General features: G+C 72.5%; 17 protein-coding genes and 1 tRNA gene. 12 read left to right on the top strand and 6 right to left on the bottom strand.

Going from position 1 to position 16,924, the window contains the following annotated elements; all coding sequences use genetic code 11:
* Positions 1-32: 32 nt before the first annotated feature.
* Positions 33-692, bottom strand: coding sequence for a TetR/AcrR family transcriptional regulator (locus F4692_RS06575; protein WP_218858170.1), 660 nt, complete (start codon positions 690-692; stop codon positions 33-35).
* A gap of 49 nt (positions 693-741) precedes the next feature.
* Between F4692_RS06575 and F4692_RS06570 the strand changes: the two genes are divergently transcribed.
* Together F4692_RS06570 and F4692_RS06565 are read left to right on the top strand one after the other, a co-directional pair.
* A complete protein-coding gene (locus F4692_RS06570; RefSeq protein ID WP_179618770.1) occupies positions 742-1,212 on the top strand; it encodes an aminoacyl-tRNA deacylase in 471 nt (156 codons plus the stop codon).
* A gap of 2 nt (positions 1,213-1,214) precedes the next feature.
* Positions 1,215-1,958, top strand: coding sequence for a lipoate--protein ligase family protein (locus F4692_RS06565; RefSeq protein WP_179618769.1), 744 nt, complete (start codon positions 1,215-1,217; stop codon positions 1,956-1,958).
* Between the two features lie 49 nt (positions 1,959-2,007).
* Here F4692_RS06565 and F4692_RS06560 read toward each other — a convergent pair.
* Positions 2,008-2,097: transfer RNA gene (locus F4692_RS06560), tRNA-Ser, on the bottom strand.
* A 160-nt stretch (positions 2,098-2,257) separates the two neighbouring features.
* Between F4692_RS06560 and F4692_RS06555 the strand changes: the two genes are divergently transcribed.
* Genes F4692_RS06555 through F4692_RS06545 form a run of 3 tightly spaced genes read left to right on the top strand, consistent with a single transcriptional unit; the run spans position 2,258 to position 6,992 of the window.
* Positions 2,258-4,168 (top strand): lysophospholipid acyltransferase, encoded by a 1,911-nt coding sequence (locus F4692_RS06555; RefSeq protein ID WP_179618768.1) that lies wholly within the window; start codon positions 2,258-2,260, stop codon positions 4,166-4,168.
* Complete coding sequence (locus F4692_RS06550; protein WP_179618767.1) at positions 4,165-5,598, top strand: HAD-IB family hydrolase; 1,434 nt, start codon at positions 4,165-4,167, stop codon at positions 5,596-5,598. The genes F4692_RS06555 and F4692_RS06550 overlap by 4 nt, the downstream gene beginning before the upstream one ends.
* The gene (locus F4692_RS06545; protein WP_179618766.1) at positions 5,595-6,992 is read left to right on the top strand and encodes a wax ester/triacylglycerol synthase domain-containing protein; all 1,398 of its coding nucleotides are present in this window, start codon (positions 5,595-5,597) and stop codon (positions 6,990-6,992) included. Before F4692_RS06550 ends, F4692_RS06545 begins: the two co-directional genes overlap by 4 nt.
* An 81-nt stretch (positions 6,993-7,073) precedes the next feature.
* On the opposite strand, the gene F4692_RS06540 is transcribed toward F4692_RS06545, so the two are convergent.
* From F4692_RS06540 to F4692_RS06530, 3 genes are read right to left on the bottom strand one after another with little or no spacing between them, the layout of a single operon-like run.
* Entirely contained in the window at positions 7,074-7,538 is a 465-nt protein-coding gene (locus tag F4692_RS06540) for a GNAT family N-acetyltransferase (protein WP_179618765.1), read from the bottom strand.
* Between the two features lie 13 nt (positions 7,539-7,551).
* Positions 7,552-8,025, bottom strand: coding sequence for a tRNA adenosine(34) deaminase TadA (tadA, locus tag F4692_RS06535; RefSeq protein ID WP_179618764.1), 474 nt, complete (start codon positions 8,023-8,025; stop codon positions 7,552-7,554).
* Positions 8,026-8,043: 18 nt separating this feature from the next.
* Positions 8,044-8,529 carry a tRNA adenosine deaminase-associated protein gene (locus F4692_RS06530; protein WP_179618763.1) on the bottom strand — a complete coding sequence of 162 codons (486 nt, stop codon included), beginning with the start codon at positions 8,527-8,529 and terminating at the stop codon, positions 8,044-8,046.
* Positions 8,530-8,643: 114 nt separating this feature from the next.
* On the opposite strand from F4692_RS06530, the gene upp reads away from it, so the two are divergent.
* A complete protein-coding gene (gene upp / locus F4692_RS06525) occupies positions 8,644-9,285 on the top strand; it encodes a uracil phosphoribosyltransferase (RefSeq protein WP_179618762.1) in 642 nt (213 codons plus the stop codon).
* Positions 9,286-9,312: 27 nt separating this feature from the next.
* Here upp and F4692_RS06520 read toward each other — a convergent pair whose 3' ends face one another.
* A complete protein-coding gene (locus F4692_RS06520; protein ID WP_179618761.1) occupies positions 9,313-10,353 on the bottom strand; it encodes a LacI family DNA-binding transcriptional regulator in 1,041 nt (346 codons plus the stop codon).
* A 159-nt stretch (positions 10,354-10,512) separates the two neighbouring features.
* Here F4692_RS06520 and F4692_RS06515 point away from each other — a divergent pair, with 159 nt between their 5' ends.
* The 6 genes from F4692_RS06515 to rhaI all read left to right on the top strand — a co-directional run bounded on the left by F4692_RS06515 (position 10,513) and on the right by rhaI (position 16,922).
* Positions 10,513-12,030, top strand: coding sequence for a sugar ABC transporter ATP-binding protein (locus F4692_RS06515; RefSeq protein WP_179618760.1), 1,518 nt, complete (start codon positions 10,513-10,515; stop codon positions 12,028-12,030).
* Positions 12,027-13,106: an ABC transporter permease gene (locus F4692_RS06510; RefSeq protein WP_179618759.1), complete on the top strand. Its 1,080-nt coding sequence runs from the start codon at positions 12,027-12,029 to the stop codon at positions 13,104-13,106. The genes F4692_RS06515 and F4692_RS06510 overlap by 4 nt, the downstream gene beginning before the upstream one ends.
* Positions 13,103-14,173, top strand: a complete 1,071-nt coding sequence (locus F4692_RS06505) for an ABC transporter permease (protein ID WP_179618758.1) — start codon at positions 13,103-13,105, stop codon at positions 14,171-14,173. Before F4692_RS06510 ends, F4692_RS06505 begins: the two co-directional genes overlap by 4 nt.
* 22 nt (positions 14,174-14,195) lie before the next feature.
* Positions 14,196-15,242, top strand: a complete 1,047-nt coding sequence (gene rhaS, locus F4692_RS06500; protein ID WP_179618757.1) for a rhamnose ABC transporter substrate-binding protein — start codon at positions 14,196-14,198, stop codon at positions 15,240-15,242.
* Positions 15,243-15,351: 109 nt separating this feature from the next.
* Positions 15,352-15,735, top strand: coding sequence for an L-rhamnose mutarotase (locus tag F4692_RS06495; RefSeq protein ID WP_179618756.1), 384 nt, complete (start codon positions 15,352-15,354; stop codon positions 15,733-15,735).
* Positions 15,735-16,922, top strand: coding sequence for an L-rhamnose isomerase (gene rhaI, locus F4692_RS06490; RefSeq protein WP_179618755.1), 1,188 nt, complete (start codon positions 15,735-15,737; stop codon positions 16,920-16,922). The genes F4692_RS06495 and rhaI overlap by 1 nt, the downstream gene beginning before the upstream one ends.
* Positions 16,923-16,924: the final 2 nt, after the last annotated feature.

Below are 16,924 nucleotides of genomic sequence, written 5' to 3'. Positions count from 1 at the left end.
GGCGGGGTGGCGTGCCTTTCGTCAGGGGTGGGTCAGCCGGCGTGGCCGACGCGGAGCCGGTGCAGCAGGCGGTCGAGGAGGCGGTCCCAGTCGGCGCGGGCTGCCGGCGGGACGTCGGTGGTCAGGTCGGGGTGCTGCTCGAGCCAGTGCCCCGCGATGAGCGCGAGGCCGTTGGTGAGCAGGGCGAGGGCGAGCTCGAGGTCGAGCGGGTCGAGGCCGGGGGCGCGCTCGAGCAGGCGGCTCCGCAGGCGGCCCCCGACGTGCTCGAAGGCCGTGCGCGAGATGCCCGCGGCCCGCTCGTCGAGCTCCCGGGGCCCGCCCAGCAGGTGGTGGATCGTGACGATGGCGGTGGGGAGGTCCACGCCCCGGCAGGCCTCGCCGACGGCGTCGACCGCCGCACGGCTGCCCGCCTCGCCCGGGGGGAGCTCGGCGGTGAGCCGGTCGACGCCGGCCAGCAGGTCGGTCGTCACCTCGGCGAGGACCTGCTCGCAGACCGCGACGAGGAGCTGGTCGAGGCCGGCGAAGTGGTTGAAGACGGTGCGCCGGGAGACCCCTGCCGCCGCGGCGACCCGGTCCACGGTGAAGCCGTGCGCCCCGTGCTCGGACGCCAGCGCCCGGGCGGCGTCGACGAGGGCGCGGTGCCGCTCGTCGCGCGAGGCCCGGCGGCCGTCTCCGGAAGGGGTGCAGATCACGAACGAGATTGTTGCACTCAGTGCAAACTGCGACGGGTACGGTCGGGGCGTGGACGACGACCAGAACCCGGCCCTGCGCGCCCTCGCCGCCTCCGGGCTCGCGTACGACGTCACCCGGCACGGCCGGGTCGGCTCGCTCGAGGAGGCGGCGGCCGTGCGCGGCGTGGAGCCGTCGGCGATCGTCAAGACGATGGTCGTGCGCCGCGGCGAGGGCGACCACCTGCTGGTGCTCGTCCCCGGTGACCGGCAGATCGCGTGGCCCAGGCTGCGCGCGCTGCTCGGGGTCAACCGGATCTCGATGCCGGACGCCGACGCGGCGCGCGAGGTGACCGGCTACGAGCGCGGCACGATCACGCCGTTCGGCGCCGCGGGTGCGCTGCCCGTCGTCGCGGACGAGCGGATCGTCGCGACCACGATCTCGATCGGTGCCGGTGCCCACGGCGTCGCCGCGACCCTGGCGGGGGACGACGTCATCGCGTTCTTCGCCGCGACCGTCGCGGACGTGACCGAGCCGGCGTAGCGGTGATCCTCCACCTGGGCCCGCTCGGCGGTGACGAGGCGAGCGAGCTGGCCGTCGCGCACGCCCTCCTGCGCCGCGCCGGCGACGGGGAGCTCGAGGAGGCGCTGCGCGTCTACGCCCCCGCCCGCCCGGCAGTGGTCTTCGGCCGGCGCGACACCCGCCTGCCCGGCTTCGGCGCGGCGATCGGCGCCGCGCACGCGGCGGGTTTCGACACCGCCGTGCGCGCGGTCGGCGGGCGCGCCGTGGCATACACCGAGCAGGCCGTCGTGGTCGACCACGTGCGTGCCGAGCCGCAGACGGCGCAGGGGATGGACCGGCGCTTCGTGGACTACGGCCGCCGCTTCGTCGACGTGTTCGCCGGGCTGGGCATCGACGCCCGCGTCGGGCCCGTGCCGGGGGAGTACTGCCCCGGCGCCCACAGCGTCAACGCCCGCGACGAGGTCAAGCTCGTCGGCACCGCCCAGCGGGTGCTGCCGCGCTCGTGGCTCTTCAGCTCGCTGGTCAACGTCGGCGACCGGGAGCGGGTGCGCGAGGTGCTGCGGGAGGTCTACGGCCACCTCGACCTGCCGTTCGACCCCGCGTCCGTCGGGACGCTGTCGTCCGAGGTCTCGGGCGTCGGCACCGACGACGTCGTCGGTGCCGTCGCGGGGGCGTGGGGCGTACGCCTCACGGACGCCGTCGACGTGGGTGCGGAGACACTGGCGCGGGCTGGGGGCCTGGCGGCGGACCACCGGACGCCGGGATGACGAGCGGGATGACGATCGGGCCGGCCCCGTGGGGACCGGCCCGATCGGCTGGCGGTGACGGAGGGATTTGAACCCTCGGTGGACTTGCGCCCACAAACGCTTTCGAGGCGTTCTCCTTAGGCCGCTCGGACACGTCACCGCGGGGAACGTTACCGGAGCCCACGGCCGAGGATGAAACCGAGGGCGCACGACCGATCGGGTCCACGAACTCGGCCGAAGCATGGCGACGCGGCGACGACGACGGTACGTTTCGCCGCACGCCTGTGCTCGCGCCCCGGCGCCAGCGGGAAGGAGGGGCCGTGGCTGCTGTCCGACGCATCCGTGAGCTCGCCCGGACGACGCTGCCCCGGGCGGTGGGCGAGCGGCTCCCCGCCGCGCCGCCGCAGGAGGTGGGCGAGCTGCTCGGCGACGAGCGCTTCCAGCGTGCCGTCGCGGACGCCGCCGCCGAGCAGGGGCGCGACGAGGCGGAGGTGTGGTCGGAGGTCGAGGGCTACCTCCACGAGATGTCCGCCGCGCACGACGACCGCACCGCGCAGGGCTGGGCGCGGATGGGCGACTGGTTCCTGCGGGCCTACGACGTCCTGGTCGACGAGGACGACATGCAGCAGCTGCGCAAGCTCGACCGCTCGCACAGCCTCGCGCTGGCGTTCAGCCACCGGTCCTACCTCGACGGCATGGTCATCCCCAACGCCCTCATGGCGCGCCGGTTCTCCCCGACCTACACCTTCGGCGGCGCCAACCTCAACCTGCCCCTCATCGGCTCGGTCGCGAGCCGCACCGGCCTCATCTTCATCCGGCGTGCGACGCAGGAGATCCCGGTCTATCGGCTCGCCCTGCGCTCCTACATCCGCCAGATGGTGACCAACAAGCGCAACATGGCGTGGTCGATCGAGGGTGGGCGCACGCGCACCGGCAAGCTCCGACCGCCCGTGCACGGGATCCTGAAGTACCTCACCGACACCGTCGAAAGCCGCGGGGACGGCGACGAGGCCCCCGACGTGCAGGTCGTGCCCGTCTCGGTGGTGTACGACCAGCTGCACGAGGTCTCGCTGATGACCGAGGAGGCGCGCGGGGCCAGCAAGACGCCCGAGGACTGGCGATGGCTGGTGCGCTTCGCGCGGCTGCAGCGCAACCGGCTCGGGCGGGCGTACCTCACCGTCGGCGAGCCGTTCTCGCTGCGCGAGCGGATGGACGAGCTCGCCGCCGAGGGCGTCACCGGGCACCAGGCGGTCGAGCGGGTCGCGCTCGACATCTCCCACAGGCTCAACCGGGCCACGCCCGTCACCACGACGGCGATCGTCAGCCTCGCCCTGCTCGGCGCCGACCGCGCGCTGACCGTCGACGAGGTGCTCGACACCGTCGAGCCGCTGGCCGCCTACATCGACGCCCGCCGGTGGCCGGTCGCCGGCGCCGCGGACCTGCGCGACCGCTCGACCATCCGCCGTGCGCTGTCCGAGCTGACCCGCAGCGGGGTGCTCACGGCGTACGACGGGGGCACCGAGCCGGTCTGGAAGATCGGCGACGACCAGCACCTCGTCGCCGCGTTCTACCGCAACACCGTGATCCACATCCTCGTCGAGCGCGCCATCGGCGAGCTCGCGCTGCTCACGGTCAGCGAGCTCGAGCCGGGTGCGGAGCTGCCGCCAGGCGGCGAGCTCCAGGTGGGCTGGGAGGAGGCGAAGCGGATGCGCGACCTGCTGAAGTTCGAGTTCTTCTTCCCCTCCCGGGCGGAGTTCGAGGACGACCTGCGCACCGAGCTGCGGCTGATGGCGGGCGACGAGGTCACCGAGATGACCCCGGTCCGGGCGCGCGAGCTGCTCGTCAACGCCCGCCCGCACCTCGCGCACCTGGTGCTGCGCCCGTTCCTCGACGCCTACCTCGTCGTCGCCGACCGGCTCGCGGACCGCGGAGACGGTCCCGTCGACGAGGACGACCTGCTCGCCGACTCGCTGGCCGTCGGCCAGCAGTGGGCCCTCCAGCGTCGCGTCGCGAGCGCGGAGTCGGTCTCGCTCGAGCTCTTCCGCACCGCCCTCGCGCTCGCCCGGCACAAGGGCCTGCTCGAGGCGGGTGACGGCGTCGGGTCCGCGCGCGAGGCGTTCGCCGCCGAGCTGCGCGACTCCGTGCGCCGGGTCGGCATCATCGGCGAGATCGCGGGGGAGCCGGTGCAGGTCGTCCCGCCGCCCGTCCGCCAGTCCCAGGACCACCTGTGAGCGGGTTGTTCGCGGCGGCGCAGGAGGCGATCGGGGCGATCGAGGCCGGCCCGCAGGGTCCGGGCGTCGGGGCGTTCTTCGACCTCGACGGCACCCTCGTCGCGGGCTACACCGCCGCGACCTTCTACGGCGACCGGCTCAAGGGCCGCGAGGTCTCGCCCGCGGAGTTCCTCCGCACCGTGGTGACCGCGGTCGACGGCGAGCTCGGCGGCGACCCGACCCGGATCGCCCACGTGGCCTTCTCGGCGCTGCGCGGCGAGTCCGAGGAGGCCTTCGCCGACCTCGGCGAGCGGCTGTTCCGCTCCAAGATCGCGGGGACGATCCGTCGCGAGTCGCGCGCCCTCGTCGCCGCCCACCAGCGCGCGGGGCACACCGTCGCGGTCGCGTCCGCGGCCACGAGCTACCAGGTCGCCCCCGTCGCCCGCGACCTCGGCGTCGAGCACCTCGTCTGCACGCGACTGGTGGTCGAGGACGGCCAGTTCACCGGCGAGACGGACGGCCCGATGCTCTGGGGACGGCACAAGGCGAGCGGGGTGCGCGCCTTCGCCAAGGAGCACGGCATCGAGCTCGCGGACTCCTACGCCTACGGCAACGGCTACGAGGACGTGGCCTTCCTGTCCTCCGTCGGCCACCCCACGGCGCTCAACCCGCACCGCGACCTGCGCGCGGCGGCGGCCCGGCTCGGCTGGCCCGTCCTCGATCTCAGCGACCCCGTCGGCGGGTCGCTCGTCGCGGCAGGGCGTACGGTCGCCGCGCTCGCCAGCATGAACGCCGGCGTCACCGCCGGCGTGGCCTACGGGCTCGCGCGCGGCAACCGTCGCGAGGGGCGCAACCTGGCGGTCAAGCTGGCGACGGCGCTGCCGATGGCGGTGGCCGGCGTCTCGATGGACGTCCTGCACCAGGAGCGGCTGTGGACCCACCGCCCGGCGATCTTCGTCGCCAACCACCAGAGCTCCCTCGACATCCCCGTCCTCGGCCGGCTGCTCGAGCGCGACTTCACGATCGTCGCCAAGAAGGAGGCGCGCTGGGACCCGCGCGCCGTCGTGGGCTCGGTCGTGATCGACCCCGCCTGGATCGACCGGTCCGACTCGGCGTCGGCGCGGGAGACGCTCGACGGGGTCGTCGAGCGCATCCGGGCCGGCACGTCGCTGATGATCTTCCCCGAGGGCACCCGGTCGCCCACGCCTGTGCTCGGGCCGTTCCGCAAGGGCGCGTTCCACCTGGCGGCGCAGGCGGGCGTGCCGGTCGTGCCGGTCGTCCTGCGCAACACCGGTGAGCTGATGGGGCGCAGCTCGCTCGTCCTCAACCCGGGCGTCGTGGACGTGTGCGTCCTCGAGCCCGAGACCGACTGGAGCACCGACGACATGAGCGAGCGGATCGCCGCGCTGCGGGCGAAGTTCGAGGAGACGCTCGCGAGGTGGCCGGCATGACCTCGTCCACCACGTCCTCCGACGACGTCGAGCGCTGGGGCACCGCGGCGACCTGGTCCGCCGGTGCCGAGCTGACGCCGGTCCAGACCCTGCTGTGGCGCTCCGAGCGGCACCCCGTCCAGTCGTCCACGTCCACGGTGGTCATCGACCTCGACCGGGTGCCCGACTGGAAGCGGTTCGTCGCCGCGACCGAGTGGGGCACCGGGCTCGTACGCCGGCTGCGGCAGCGGGTCGTCGACCCGGTGGTGCCGACCGCGCCGCCGACGTGGGCGGACGACCCGACGTTCGACCTCGGCTACCACCTGCGTCGCGAGCGCGTCGCCTCCCGCGACGAGATGCTCGCAGCCGCCGCGCAGGTCGCGCTGCGCCCGTTCGACCGCTCGCGCCCGCTGTGGGAGGGAGTGCTGTTCGAGGTGGGTGACTCCGGAGCGGGCTACGTCCTCAAGATCCACCACGCGCTCGCCGACCCGCTCGGCACGGTGCAGCTGCTCTCGATGCTGCAGTCCGGCAGGCGCGCGCACACCGCGCGCAAGCCCCTCGGCGAGGACGCGGCCGCGCCCGCGTCCGTCGACCCGGTCGAGCTCGCCGTGGCGGGGCTGCGCACCGACGCAGCGACGCTCGCCTCGTCCGCGGTCGGCACGGCGCGGTCGCTGCTCGCCACCCGCCCGTCGACGGTCGTCGCGTCCGGCCTGCGCTACGGCGCGTCCCTGCGCCGGCTGCTCACGCAGGTCGCGCCGCCCTCGCCCGAGCTCTCGCCGCGCACCGGCAAGCAGTGGACGTTCCTCACGCTCGACGCCCCGCTCGACCAGCTGCGCACCGTCGCCCGGCAGGGCGGCGGCACCCTCGACGACGCCGCGGTCGCGCTGGTCCTCGGCGGGCTGCGCCGCTACCACCGGCGACGCGACAGCGCGGTCGCCGAGGTGCCGGTCGGCGTACGCGTCTCGCTCGACCGCGCCGACGACCTCGGCAACCGCTTCACCGGGGCGACCATCTCCGGGCCGCTGACCATCGAGGACCCCGTCGACCGCGTCGCCGCCGTCCGCGGCGAGGTCCTGTCGCTGCACACCGAGCGCGCGCTCGAGGTGCTCGACGCGACGGCGCCGGTGGTGAACCGGCTGCCGGCCTTCGTCGGCGCGTCCGTCCTCCGCGCGGCGGTCGCCCCCGACGCGTTCGTGACGACCCTCCCCGGCCCGCCGCGCAGGCGCTTCATGGCCGGCGCCGCGGTGCAGGGCATGTACGTCCTCGGCCCGCTGCCGGGTGCCGCGCTGACGGTGTGCCTGGTGACCTGTGCCGACACCGCGTGCATCGGGGTCAACGTCGACGCCAGCGCGATCGCCGACGTGGCCGGGCTGCGGGAGTGCCTGGCCGAGGAGGTCGCGGCGTTCGACGGGTAGTCGGTCGCGGCCGTACACGTGTCCGCGATGTTGCCCCTGATGACGCCGATCGAGGGCCACTTCCCGGACACGTGTGGAGGCTCAGGCGGTCGGGCCGACGTAGCAGAGCATCCGGTAGTCGGTGCCCTCCTCGACGTTCACGAACCCGTGGCGCTCGTAGAAGCGGCGGGTGTCGGCATCGACCTCGTCGACGTTGATGTGCATCTCCGGCGACCCCGCCTCGGCGGCGAGCCGGCGGCACAGGTCGAGGACCTGCGTGCCGATGCCCCGGTCGCGGAGCGCGGGGACGACGTACAGCTCGTCGAGGTGCGCGACGGGGCCGTCGAACCAGATGGCCGGCCGCAGCACCACGAGCGCGAACCCCACGGCGGCACCGTCGTCCTCGGCGAGCACCGCCACGACCTCGTCGAGCGCCAGCAGCCGGCGGAAGCGGTCCGCCAGGACGTCGACGTCGTCCACCTCGGTCTCGAACTCGGTGTCGAAGTCCCACAGCAGCCGTGCGAGCACGTCTGCGTCGTCGGCGTACGCGCGGCGGGCGTCGGTCATGGGGCGGTCACCCTCAGGTACCCGCGGGCGGGGCGGTGGCGCGGTGGCGGGCGAAGAAGTCGTCGAGGAGGGCGGTCGCCTCGGTGGCCAGCACGCCGGCCAGGACCTCCGGTCGGTGGTTGAGCCGCCGGTCGCGCACGACGTCCCACAGCGAGCCCACGGCGCCCAGCTTGTCGTCGTACGCCCCGAAGACGAGCCGGTCGACCCGGGCGAGGACCAGCGCGCCGGCGCACATCGTGCAGGGCTCGAGCGTCACGACGAGGGTGCAGCCCGCGAGCCGCCACTCGCCCCGCGCGGACGCGGCGGCGCGCAGCGCGACGACCTCGGCGTGACCGGTCGGGTCGCCCTCGGACTCACGGGTGTTGTGCCCGGTGGCGATGACGGTGCCGGCCTCGTCGAGGACGACCGCGCCGACGGGCACGTCGTCGGCGGCGAGTGCGGTCCGCGCCTCGGCGAGGGCCAGGCGCATCGGTGCCTCCCACGTCATGAGGCGGTCATGCGGTGGTCATGCCGAGGTGAGCCCGACCGCGTCGTCGAAGAGCTCGCCGAAGCCGAGGCGGCGCGCGATCTCGGAGAGCATCTCGTCAGGGTAGAGCCCGACGTCGTCGAGCAGTGCGCCCAGGTCGATGGCGGGCAGGCCGAGGTCGCCGAGCAGGCCGAGGTCGCCGGCCGGGACCTCGACGTCGTCGTCCTCGGGCGGCGGGAGGCCGAGGAAGTCGATCGCCGACTGGGCGAGCTCCCACTCGTCGGCGGCCGTCACGTCGGAGAGCAGGACGCCGGTGTGCGTGCCGGCGACGCGGACGAGCACGAAGAAGTCCTCGTCGACCGCGACCATCCCGACCGCGCCACCGTCTCCGGAGACGTGTCGCAGCGCTTGGCTGAGCGCGTCGATGGACTCGAAGGCCGGCGCGACGATCTCCTGCACCTGCCACACGCCGTCCTCGCGGAAGGCGGCCAGCGCGAAGTCGACCTCACCATCGTGCTCGGTCATCGGCAGCGACCTCCCCGTGCGCCTGCGGACCCGTCCAATGTCGCAGATCCCCGGGGGTGCGTCGACCCTCTTTGGTGTCGAACCCTCGTCGGGCAGACCACTAGGGTGAGCCCCATGCGCCTGCACGTGGTGAACCACCCCCTCGTCTCCCACAAGCTCACCGTCCTCCGGGACGAGCACACCGACTCGCCGACCTTCCGGCGGCTGACCGACGAGCTGGTCACCCTCCTGGCCTACGAGGCGACCCGCGAGGTGCGCGTCGACCCCAAGCCGATCACCACGCCGGTCGGCCCCACCACCGGCGTCTACCTCGCGCAGCCCAAGCCGATGGTCGTGCCGATCCTCCGCGCCGGGCTGGGCATGCTCGACGGCATGATGCGGCTGCTCCCGACGGCCGAGGTGGGCTTCCTCGGGATGGTCCGCAACGAGGAGACCCTCGAGGCGTCGACCTACGCCGAGCGGCTCCCCGAGGACCTCTCCGGGCGCCAGTGCTACGTCCTCGACCCGATGCTGGCGACCGGCGGCACCCTTGCAGCGGCGGTGAAGTTCCTGACCGACCGCGGCGCCGACGACATCACCGCGATCTGCCTGCTCGCCGCCCCCGAGGGCGTGGACAACCTGGAGAAGGGCCTCGAGGGCCTCGACGTCCCGGTCACCGTCGTCACGGCGGCGCTCGACCAGAAGCTCAACGAGAAGGGCTACATCGTCCCCGGCCTCGGCGACGCGGGCGACCGGTTGTACGGCGTCGCGCACTGAGGGCGTACGGCTGCGCGAACGTCTCAGTCAGCCGAGGGTGGACACCCGGGCGATCAGCTCCGGGGTGAACTCGACCTGCTGGTGCTGGTGCTCGGGGTTGTTGACCTCGTCGATGAGGAGCTCGGCGGCCGCGGCGCCGAGGGCCTGACGCGGCTGGCGCACGGACGTGAGCGGCACGGCGGCTCCGGCCGCGAAGGCGATGTCGTCGTAGCCGACGATCGCGAGGTCCTCCGGCACCCGCTGCCCGGTCGAGACGACCTGCTGGAGCAGGCCGAGAGCGATGAGGTCGTTGGCGCAGAAGACGGCGCTCGGGCGGCTCCTGCGCGGCAGCCCGGCGAGGCGCTCGCCGGCGAGGCGGCCCTCCTCGAAGGACAGGGCCTCGGTCTCGACGCGCAGGAGGTCCGACTCGGCCAGCCCGGCCTCGTCCCACGCGGCGCGCGCACCCTCGTAGCGCTCCCGCACCTGGCCGAGCGACGACGGTCCGCCGACGTAGGCCACGCGCGTGTGCCCGCGGTCGACGAGGTGCTCGACCGCGACCCGGCCGCCGAGACGGTCGTCGACGGTCACCGAGCAGAACGCGCCGGTCGCGTTGGTGCGGTCGACGATCACCAGGGGCGTGCCCTGCGCGGTGATGCGCGAGAGCGCCGGCGCCTCGGGGTCGACGGGCGTGATGAGGATGCCGTCGACGCGCTGCTGCTGCAGGTGGGCGAGGTGGGCGCCCTCGCGGGCGTCCCGCGCGTCGCTGTTGCACAGGAAGAGCGACAGGTCGGCCTTCTCGGCAGCGAGCTCGATGCCACGGGCGACGTCGGTGAAGAACGGGTTGGTGGCATCGAGCATGACGTAGGCGAAGGTGTTGCTGCGTCCCATCCGCAGCTGGCGGGCCGACTCGTTGAGCACGAAGCCGAGGTCGGCCATCGCCCTCTCGACCCGCTCGCGGGTGCCGGCGCTGACCCGGTCCGGCCGGTTGAGCACGTTGCTGACCGTGCCGAGGGACACCTGCGCGCGCTCGGCGACGTCCTTGACCGACGGCCGCCGGCCCTGGCGCAGGGCCGGGCTGCTCTTCGACATCGGTCTCCTCGGGTCGGTCGGACCATCGGAGACTAGACCACGCGGAGGTCGAATGAAACGTCACAAGAAAGCTGGCCCGAGGGCTTGACGGCTGTGACGACCGCCACTTACGTTTTCCCACGTCCTGAAACCTTTCAACAGTCTAGCGGGAAGAGGATCATGGCCGCCAGCAACACCGCCGCACCGGTGCTCGTGCTGCACGACGTCTCCAAGTCGTTCGGGCCCGTGGTCGCCCTGCGATCGGGCAGCATCTCGGTCGAGGAGGGCTCCATCCACGCCCTCGTCGGGGAGAACGGCGCCGGCAAGTCCACCCTCGTCAAGGTCGTCGCCGGGGTCCACCGGCGCGACGCCGGGACCTTCGAGCTCGACGGCCGCCCGGTCGACTTCGGCTCGACCGCGGAGTCCAAGGCCGCGGGTGTCGCCGTCATCTACCAGGAGCCGACGCTCTTCCCGGACCTCTCCGTCACTGAGAACATCTTCATGGGCCGCCAGCCCCTGGCCCGCGGTCGCCGCATCGACCGGCCGGCGATGCACGCCGAGGCCGAGCGCCTGTTCTCCCGCCTCGGCGTCAAGATCGACCCGCGCCGCCCCGCCGAGGGCCTCTCCATCGCCGACCAGCAGATCATCGAGATCGCCAAGGCCATCTCCCTCGACGCGCGGCTCCTCGTCATGGACGAGCCGACCGCGGCGCTGAGCGGCGTCGAGGTGGACCGCCTCTTCGCGGTCGCCCGCAGCCTGCGCGACGAGGGCCGCGCCCTCGTCTTCATCTCCCACCGCTTCGACGAGGTCTTCGACCTCTGCGACACCGTGACGGTCATGCGCGACGGCTCGTACGTCGACACCCGCCGCGTCGCGGACACGACGCCGTCCGACCTCGTCTCACTGATGGTGGGGCGCGACGTCGACGAGCTCTTCCCCAAGGTCGCCGCCGAGATCGGCGAGCCGGTCCTCGAGGTCCGCGGCCTCAACCGGGCCGGGGTCTTCCACGACGTCGACCTCGTCGTGCGGGCCGGTGAGATCGTCGGCCTGGCCGGGCTCGTCGGCGCCGGCCGCAGCGAGGTGGCCCGGGCCGTCTTCGGCGTCGACGCCTACGACTCCGGCACCGTCACGATGTCCGGACGCAAGGTCAGGCCGCGCGACCCGCGCGCGGCGATCAGGGCCGGCATGGCCTTCATCCCCGAGGACCGCCGCAAGCAGGGGCTGGTGATCGACGCCTCGGTGACGCGCAACGTCGCCGCGGTCATCCGCCGCAGCATCGCCAGGGCCGGCCTCATCACCGGCGCGATGGAGAACAGGGCCGCGGGCCCGTGGGCAGGTCGCCTCGAGGTCAAGACGAGCGCGCTCGACATGAACGCCGCCACCATGAGCGGCGGCAACCAGCAGAAGGTCGTCATCGCCAAGTGGCTGGCGACCAACCCCAGGCTGCTGATCATCGACGAGCCCACCCGCGGCATCGACGTCGGCACCAAGTCGGAGGTCCACCGCCTCCTGTCCGAGCTGGCCGGCCAGGGCCTCGCGATCCTGATGATCTCCTCCGAGCTCCCCGAGGTCCTCGGCATGGCGGACCGTGTCCTCGTGCTCTGCGAGGGCCGCGTCACCACCGAGCTCGACCGTGCCGAGGCCACCCCCGAGGCCGTCATGCACGCGGCCACCCACCACCTGGAGGACGCGCGATGAGCCGCACCGACATCGAGCGCGAGCCGGAGACGGAGGTCTCCACCGGCGAGGCCCTCCTCGTCGAGCCGAGCCGCCTCTCGCCGACGCGCCGCGCCGTCACCACGGTCCTGCGCAGCCGCGAGCTCTCGATCTTCCTCGTGCTCGTCGCGGTCGTCGTCCTCGCGACGACGAAGAACAACGGCTTCCTCTTCAGCTCCGACGGCTGGCGCAACTTCCTGCTCAACCCGTCGATCCTGCTGCTCCTCGCCGTGGGCCAGGCCGTCGTCATCATCACCCGCAACGTGGACCTGTCCGTCGGATCGACGATGGCGCTGACGGCCTACCTGACCGGCCGACTCTTCGTCGACCAGCCCAACCTGCCGATCATCGTGGTGATCCTCGCCTGCCTCGCGCTGGGCGCGGTCCTCGGCCTGGTCAACGGCGTGCTCGTGGCGTACGGCAACGTGCCCGCCCTCGTCATCACCCTCGGCACGCTCTACGTCTACCGCGGGATCATGCTGACCTGGGCCGGCAGCGACCGCATCAACGCGGGCGACATGCCGCGCGACTTCCTCAGCCTCGGCACGCAGACGGTGCTCGGTGTCCCGGTCCTCACCATCGTCGCGCTCGTGGTGCTCGCCCTCGTCGGCTACTACCTCCACACGGCGCGGGGCGGTCGCGAGCTCTACGCCATCGGCTCCGACCCCGACGCCGCAGTCCTCTACGGGCTTCCCGTACGCCGCCGCCTGCTCGCCGCGTTCGTCCTCAGCGGTGCCCTGGCCGGCCTCGCCGGGGTGCTCTACACCGCCCGCTACGGCACGGTCAGCTCCAGCGTCGGCTCGGGCATCGAGCTGCAGGCCGTCGCCGCGGCGGTCATCGGCGGCATCGCGATCTTCGGCGGCAGCGGCACGGTCTGGGGCGCCGCGATCGGCGCCTTCCTCCTCGTGACCATCAACCGCGCCCTGCCCAGCCTCGGCATCGAGGACTTCTGGCAGCGCGCCGTCGTGGGCGTGCTGATCCTCGGCGCCATCGTCCTCGACCGTGTCCTCGCCCGTCGACAAGCCCGCAAGCTCGCAGAATCGAGGGACCACGCATGAGCACCCCCACTGCGACCCCGACCCGGACGTACGCGGCGTACTCCGCCCCGCTCTGGCGCCGCCTGCTGGTGTCGCGCGAGACGGCCGTCATCGTCCTGACCGCGGCGGTGATCCTCTACTCGCTGGCCAACGTGCCCAACTTCGACGGCCCGCTGACGCTGAAGTTCCTGCTGCAGGACATCGCGCCGATCCTGCTGATCGCGCTGCCGATGACGCTCATCATCATCACCGGCGAGATCGACCTCTCGGTCGCCAGCATCATGGGGCTCAGCAGCGTGCTCCTCGGCGTGCTGCACGACGCGGGCATGTCGATCCCCACCGCTGCGCTCCTGGCGCTGCTCGCCGGCCTGGCGTGCGGCGCGCTGAACGGCTTCCTGATCGCGTACGTCGGCCTGCCGTCGCTGGCCGTCACCATCGGCACCCTGGCGCTCTTCCGCGGGATCGCGGTGGGGCTGCTCGGCACCACCGCGATCACCGACTTCCCCGACTCGTGGAGCGACCTCGCGACCGGCACCATCGGCGAGTCCCGCATCCCGCTCGTGATGATCCCGTTCGCCGTGCTCGCCGTCGGGTTCGTCGTGCTGCTGCACTTCTCGACCTTCGGCCGCGGCATCTACGAGATCGGGCTCAACGACGAGGCAGCCCGCTTCACCGGCGTCGACGTCGCACGCACCAAGATGGTGCTCTTCCTGCTCTCCGGCGTCGTCTCGGCGCTGGCCGGCATCTACTTCACGCTGCGCTACGGCTCGGCCCGCGGGGACAACGCCACCGGCTACGAGCTGCAGGTCATCGCGGCCGTGCTCCTCGGCGGCGTGTCGATCTTCGGCGGCCGCGGCCGGCTGCACGGCGTCCTCGCCGGCGTCGTCCTCATCGGCGTCATCTCCAGCGCCCTGCGCCTGGAGTCCGTGACGGTCAACGTCACCAACATCATCGTCGGCCTCCTCCTGGTGGCCTCGGTGATCCTCCCCAGCGTCCTTGGGTGGGCCGGCTCGCAGCTGCCCCGCAAGGCATCAGCGGATCCCTCGGGACCGCGCCCCGACAAGGACACGGCGACCGCCGGCGTCTGAGCACCCCGAAAGGTAGACACCCATGAAGATCCAGAAGAGGCGGCCGACCGCACTGGCCGCGCTGCTCCTCACCGCGACCTTCGCCTTCGCCGGCTGCGGCAGCGACGACGGCGGCGACGGCGGCTCGGCCGACGGCGGCAGCGGCGGTGGTGACCTCAGCATCACGATGCTTCCGAAGAACCTGGGCAACGCCTACTTCGACACCAGCACCGACGGCGCCGAGCGTGCCGCGGACGAGCTCAGCGCCGAGTTCGAGGAGGTCGGCCCGGACACCGCGAGCCCCGACGCCCAGGTGTCCTACATCAACACCGTCGCCCAGCAGGGCAAGGACGCGCTGATCCTCTCGGCCAACGACCCCGACGCCCTGTGCGACGCGATCGACGAGGCGCGCAGCGCCGACGTCAAGGTCGTGACCTTCGACGCCGACACCAACCCCGACTGCCGCGACCTGTTCATCAACCAGGCCACCGCCGAGGGCATCGCCGCCAAGCAGCTCGAGCTGATCTCGGAGCAGATCGGCGGCGAGGGCGAGATCGCGATCCTGTCGGCCTCGGCCAACGCGACCAACCAGAACGCGTGGATCGAGATGATGGAGACCGAGCTCGCCGACAACCCGGACTACGCCGGCATCGAGCTCGTCGACACCGTCTACGGCGACGACGAGGACCAGAAGTCCTTCGACCAGACCGAGGCGCTGCTGCAGAACCACCCCGACCTCAAGGGCATCATCAGCCCGACCACGGTCGGCATCGCCGCTGCGGCGCGCTACCTCTCGGACAGCGAGTACAAGGGCAAGGTCGCGCTGACCGGCCTGGGCACGCCGAACCAGATGCGTGAGTACGTCGACAACGGCACCGTGACCGCGTTCGCGCTGTGGAACCCGGGCGACCTGGGCTACCTGGCGACCTACGCCGCGGCCGCGCTGGTCAACGGCGACATCTCCGGCGAGGAGGGCGACTCCTTCGACGCCGGCGACCTGGGCTCCTTCGAGGTCGGCGCCGACGGCGTCGTGCTCCTCGGTGAGCCGTTCACCTTCGACAAGGACAACATCGCCGACTTCGACTTCTGAGTCGTCGAGCCGGGTCTCGATACGCCCGCTCGTGCCTCACGGGCACTCGACCACCTGAGAGCCGTGGGCGTATCGAGACCCACCCCAACCGCCAGCAAGGAGCCCCCTGATGCAGCGCGTCTGCTTCACCCTCCAGGTCAAGCGCGACCGGATGCAGGAGTACGCCCAGCGCCACGCGGCCGTGTGGCCCGAGATGGTGCAGGCCCTCCACGACACCGGCTGGCACAACTACTCCCTCTTCCTGCGCGACGACGGCCTGCTCGTGGGCTACCTCCAGACCCCGGACCTCGTCGCCGCGCAGGAGGGCATGGCCCGCACCGACGTGAACGCCCGCTGGCAGGCCGAGATGGCCGAGTTCTTCGAGGACCTCGACCTCCCGCCCGACCAGGGCTTCTGGCAGCTGGGCGAGGTGTTCCACCTCGAGGACCAGCTGCCCACCAGCACCACCGCAGACCTCCGGCACGACCCGACACCCACAGCTCAGGACCAGTGATGACCAGCTCTTCCGGCTTCCCCGACATCAGCGACCGGCTCGGCGACCTCGCCATCGAGGTGCCGTCCTGGGCGTACGGCAACTCCGGCACCCGCTTCAAGGTGTTCGGGTCGGCCGGCACCCCGCGCTCGGTCGAGGAGAAGATCGCCGACGCAGCCGCCGTGCACCGCTTCACCGGCCTCGCGCCGAGCGTGGCGCTCCACATCCCGTGGGACCAGGTGGACGACTACGCGGCCCTGACGGCGTACGCCAAGGAGCAGGGCGTCGCGCTCGGGACGATCAACTCCAACACCTTCCAGGACGACGACTACAAGCTCGGCGCCCTCACCCACACCGACCCCCGGGTCCGGCAGAAGGCGATCGACCACCACCTCGAGTGCATCGAGGTGATGAACCACACCGGCTCGCGCGACCTGAAGATCTGGCTCGCCGAGGGCACCAACTACCCCGGCCAGGGCGACATGCGCGCCCGCCAGGACCGCCTGGCCGAGGGCCTGCGCACGATCTACGACCAGCTCTCCGAGGACCAGCGGCTGGTGCTGGAGTACAAGTTCTTCGAGCCGGCGTTCTACCACACCGACGTCCCGGACTGGGGCACGTCGTACGCCCACGTGGCCGCCCTCGGCGACCGCGCGATGGTCTGCCTGGACACCGGGCACCACGCCCCGGGCACCAACATCGAGTTCATCGTCGCCCAGCTGCTGCGGCTCGGGAAGCTCGGCTCCTTCGACTTCAACAGCCGCTTCTACGCCGACGACGACCTCATCGTCGGGGCGGCGGACCCGTTCCAGCTCTTCCGGATCATGGTCGAGGTGATCCGCGGGGGCGGCTTCGGTCGCCAGGCGGACGGCTCGCCCAACGAGGTCGCGCTGATGCTCGACCAGTGCCACAACATCGAGGCCAAGATCCCCGGCCAGATCCGCTCGGTGCTCAACGTGCAGGAGATGACCGCCCGCGCGCTCCTGCTCGACACCGAGGCCCTCGACCAGGCGCGCTCGGACGGCGACGTGCTGCAGGCCAACGCGATCTTCATGGACGCCTTCTACAGCGACGTGCGCGGCGACCTCGCCGCGTGGCGCGAGGAGCGCGGCCTGCCCGCCGACCCGATGCAGGCCTACCTCGCGTCCGGCTACCAGGAGCAGATCGAGGCCGACCGCGTCGGTGGCGCCCAGCTCAGCTGGACCTGACC

It is taken from the genome of Nocardioides cavernae (assembly GCF_013410035.1).
GTDB classification, from domain to species: Bacteria; Actinomycetota; Actinomycetes; order Propionibacteriales; family Nocardioidaceae; genus Nocardioides; species Nocardioides cavernae_A.
Note: the sequence above shows the minus strand (reverse complement) of the source record. Positions and strands in the feature narration are given on the sequence as shown.

Excerpts from the sequence above, each read along its gene's own strand:
- F4692_RS06540 (WP_179618765.1), bottom strand. The coding sequence starts at position 7,538 with ATGACCGACGCCCGCCGCGCGTACGCCGACGACGCAGACGTGCTCGCA.
- F4692_RS06520 (WP_179618761.1), bottom strand. The coding sequence starts at position 10,353 with ATGTCGAAGAGCAGCCCGGCCCTGCGCCAGGGCCGGCGGCCGTCGGTC.
- F4692_RS06515 (WP_179618760.1), top strand. The coding sequence starts at position 10,513 with ATGGCCGCCAGCAACACCGCCGCACCGGTGCTCGTGCTGCACGACGTC.
- F4692_RS06545 (WP_179618766.1), top strand. The coding sequence starts at position 5,595 with ATGACCTCGTCCACCACGTCCTCCGACGACGTCGAGCGCTGGGGCACC.
- rhaS (WP_179618757.1), top strand. The coding sequence starts at position 14,196 with ATGAAGATCCAGAAGAGGCGGCCGACCGCACTGGCCGCGCTGCTCCTC.
- F4692_RS06530 (WP_179618763.1), bottom strand. The coding sequence starts at position 8,529 with ATGACCGAGCACGATGGTGAGGTCGACTTCGCGCTGGCCGCCTTCCGC.
- tadA (WP_179618764.1), bottom strand. The coding sequence starts at position 8,025 with ATGACGTGGGAGGCACCGATGCGCCTGGCCCTCGCCGAGGCGCGGACC.
- F4692_RS06510 (WP_179618759.1), top strand. The coding sequence starts at position 12,027 with ATGAGCCGCACCGACATCGAGCGCGAGCCGGAGACGGAGGTCTCCACC.
- rhaI (WP_179618755.1), top strand. The coding sequence starts at position 15,735 with ATGACCAGCTCTTCCGGCTTCCCCGACATCAGCGACCGGCTCGGCGAC.
- F4692_RS06495 (WP_179618756.1), top strand. The coding sequence starts at position 15,352 with ATGCAGCGCGTCTGCTTCACCCTCCAGGTCAAGCGCGACCGGATGCAG.
- upp (WP_179618762.1), top strand. The coding sequence starts at position 8,644 with ATGCGCCTGCACGTGGTGAACCACCCCCTCGTCTCCCACAAGCTCACC.
- F4692_RS06505 (WP_179618758.1), top strand. The coding sequence starts at position 13,103 with ATGAGCACCCCCACTGCGACCCCGACCCGGACGTACGCGGCGTACTCC.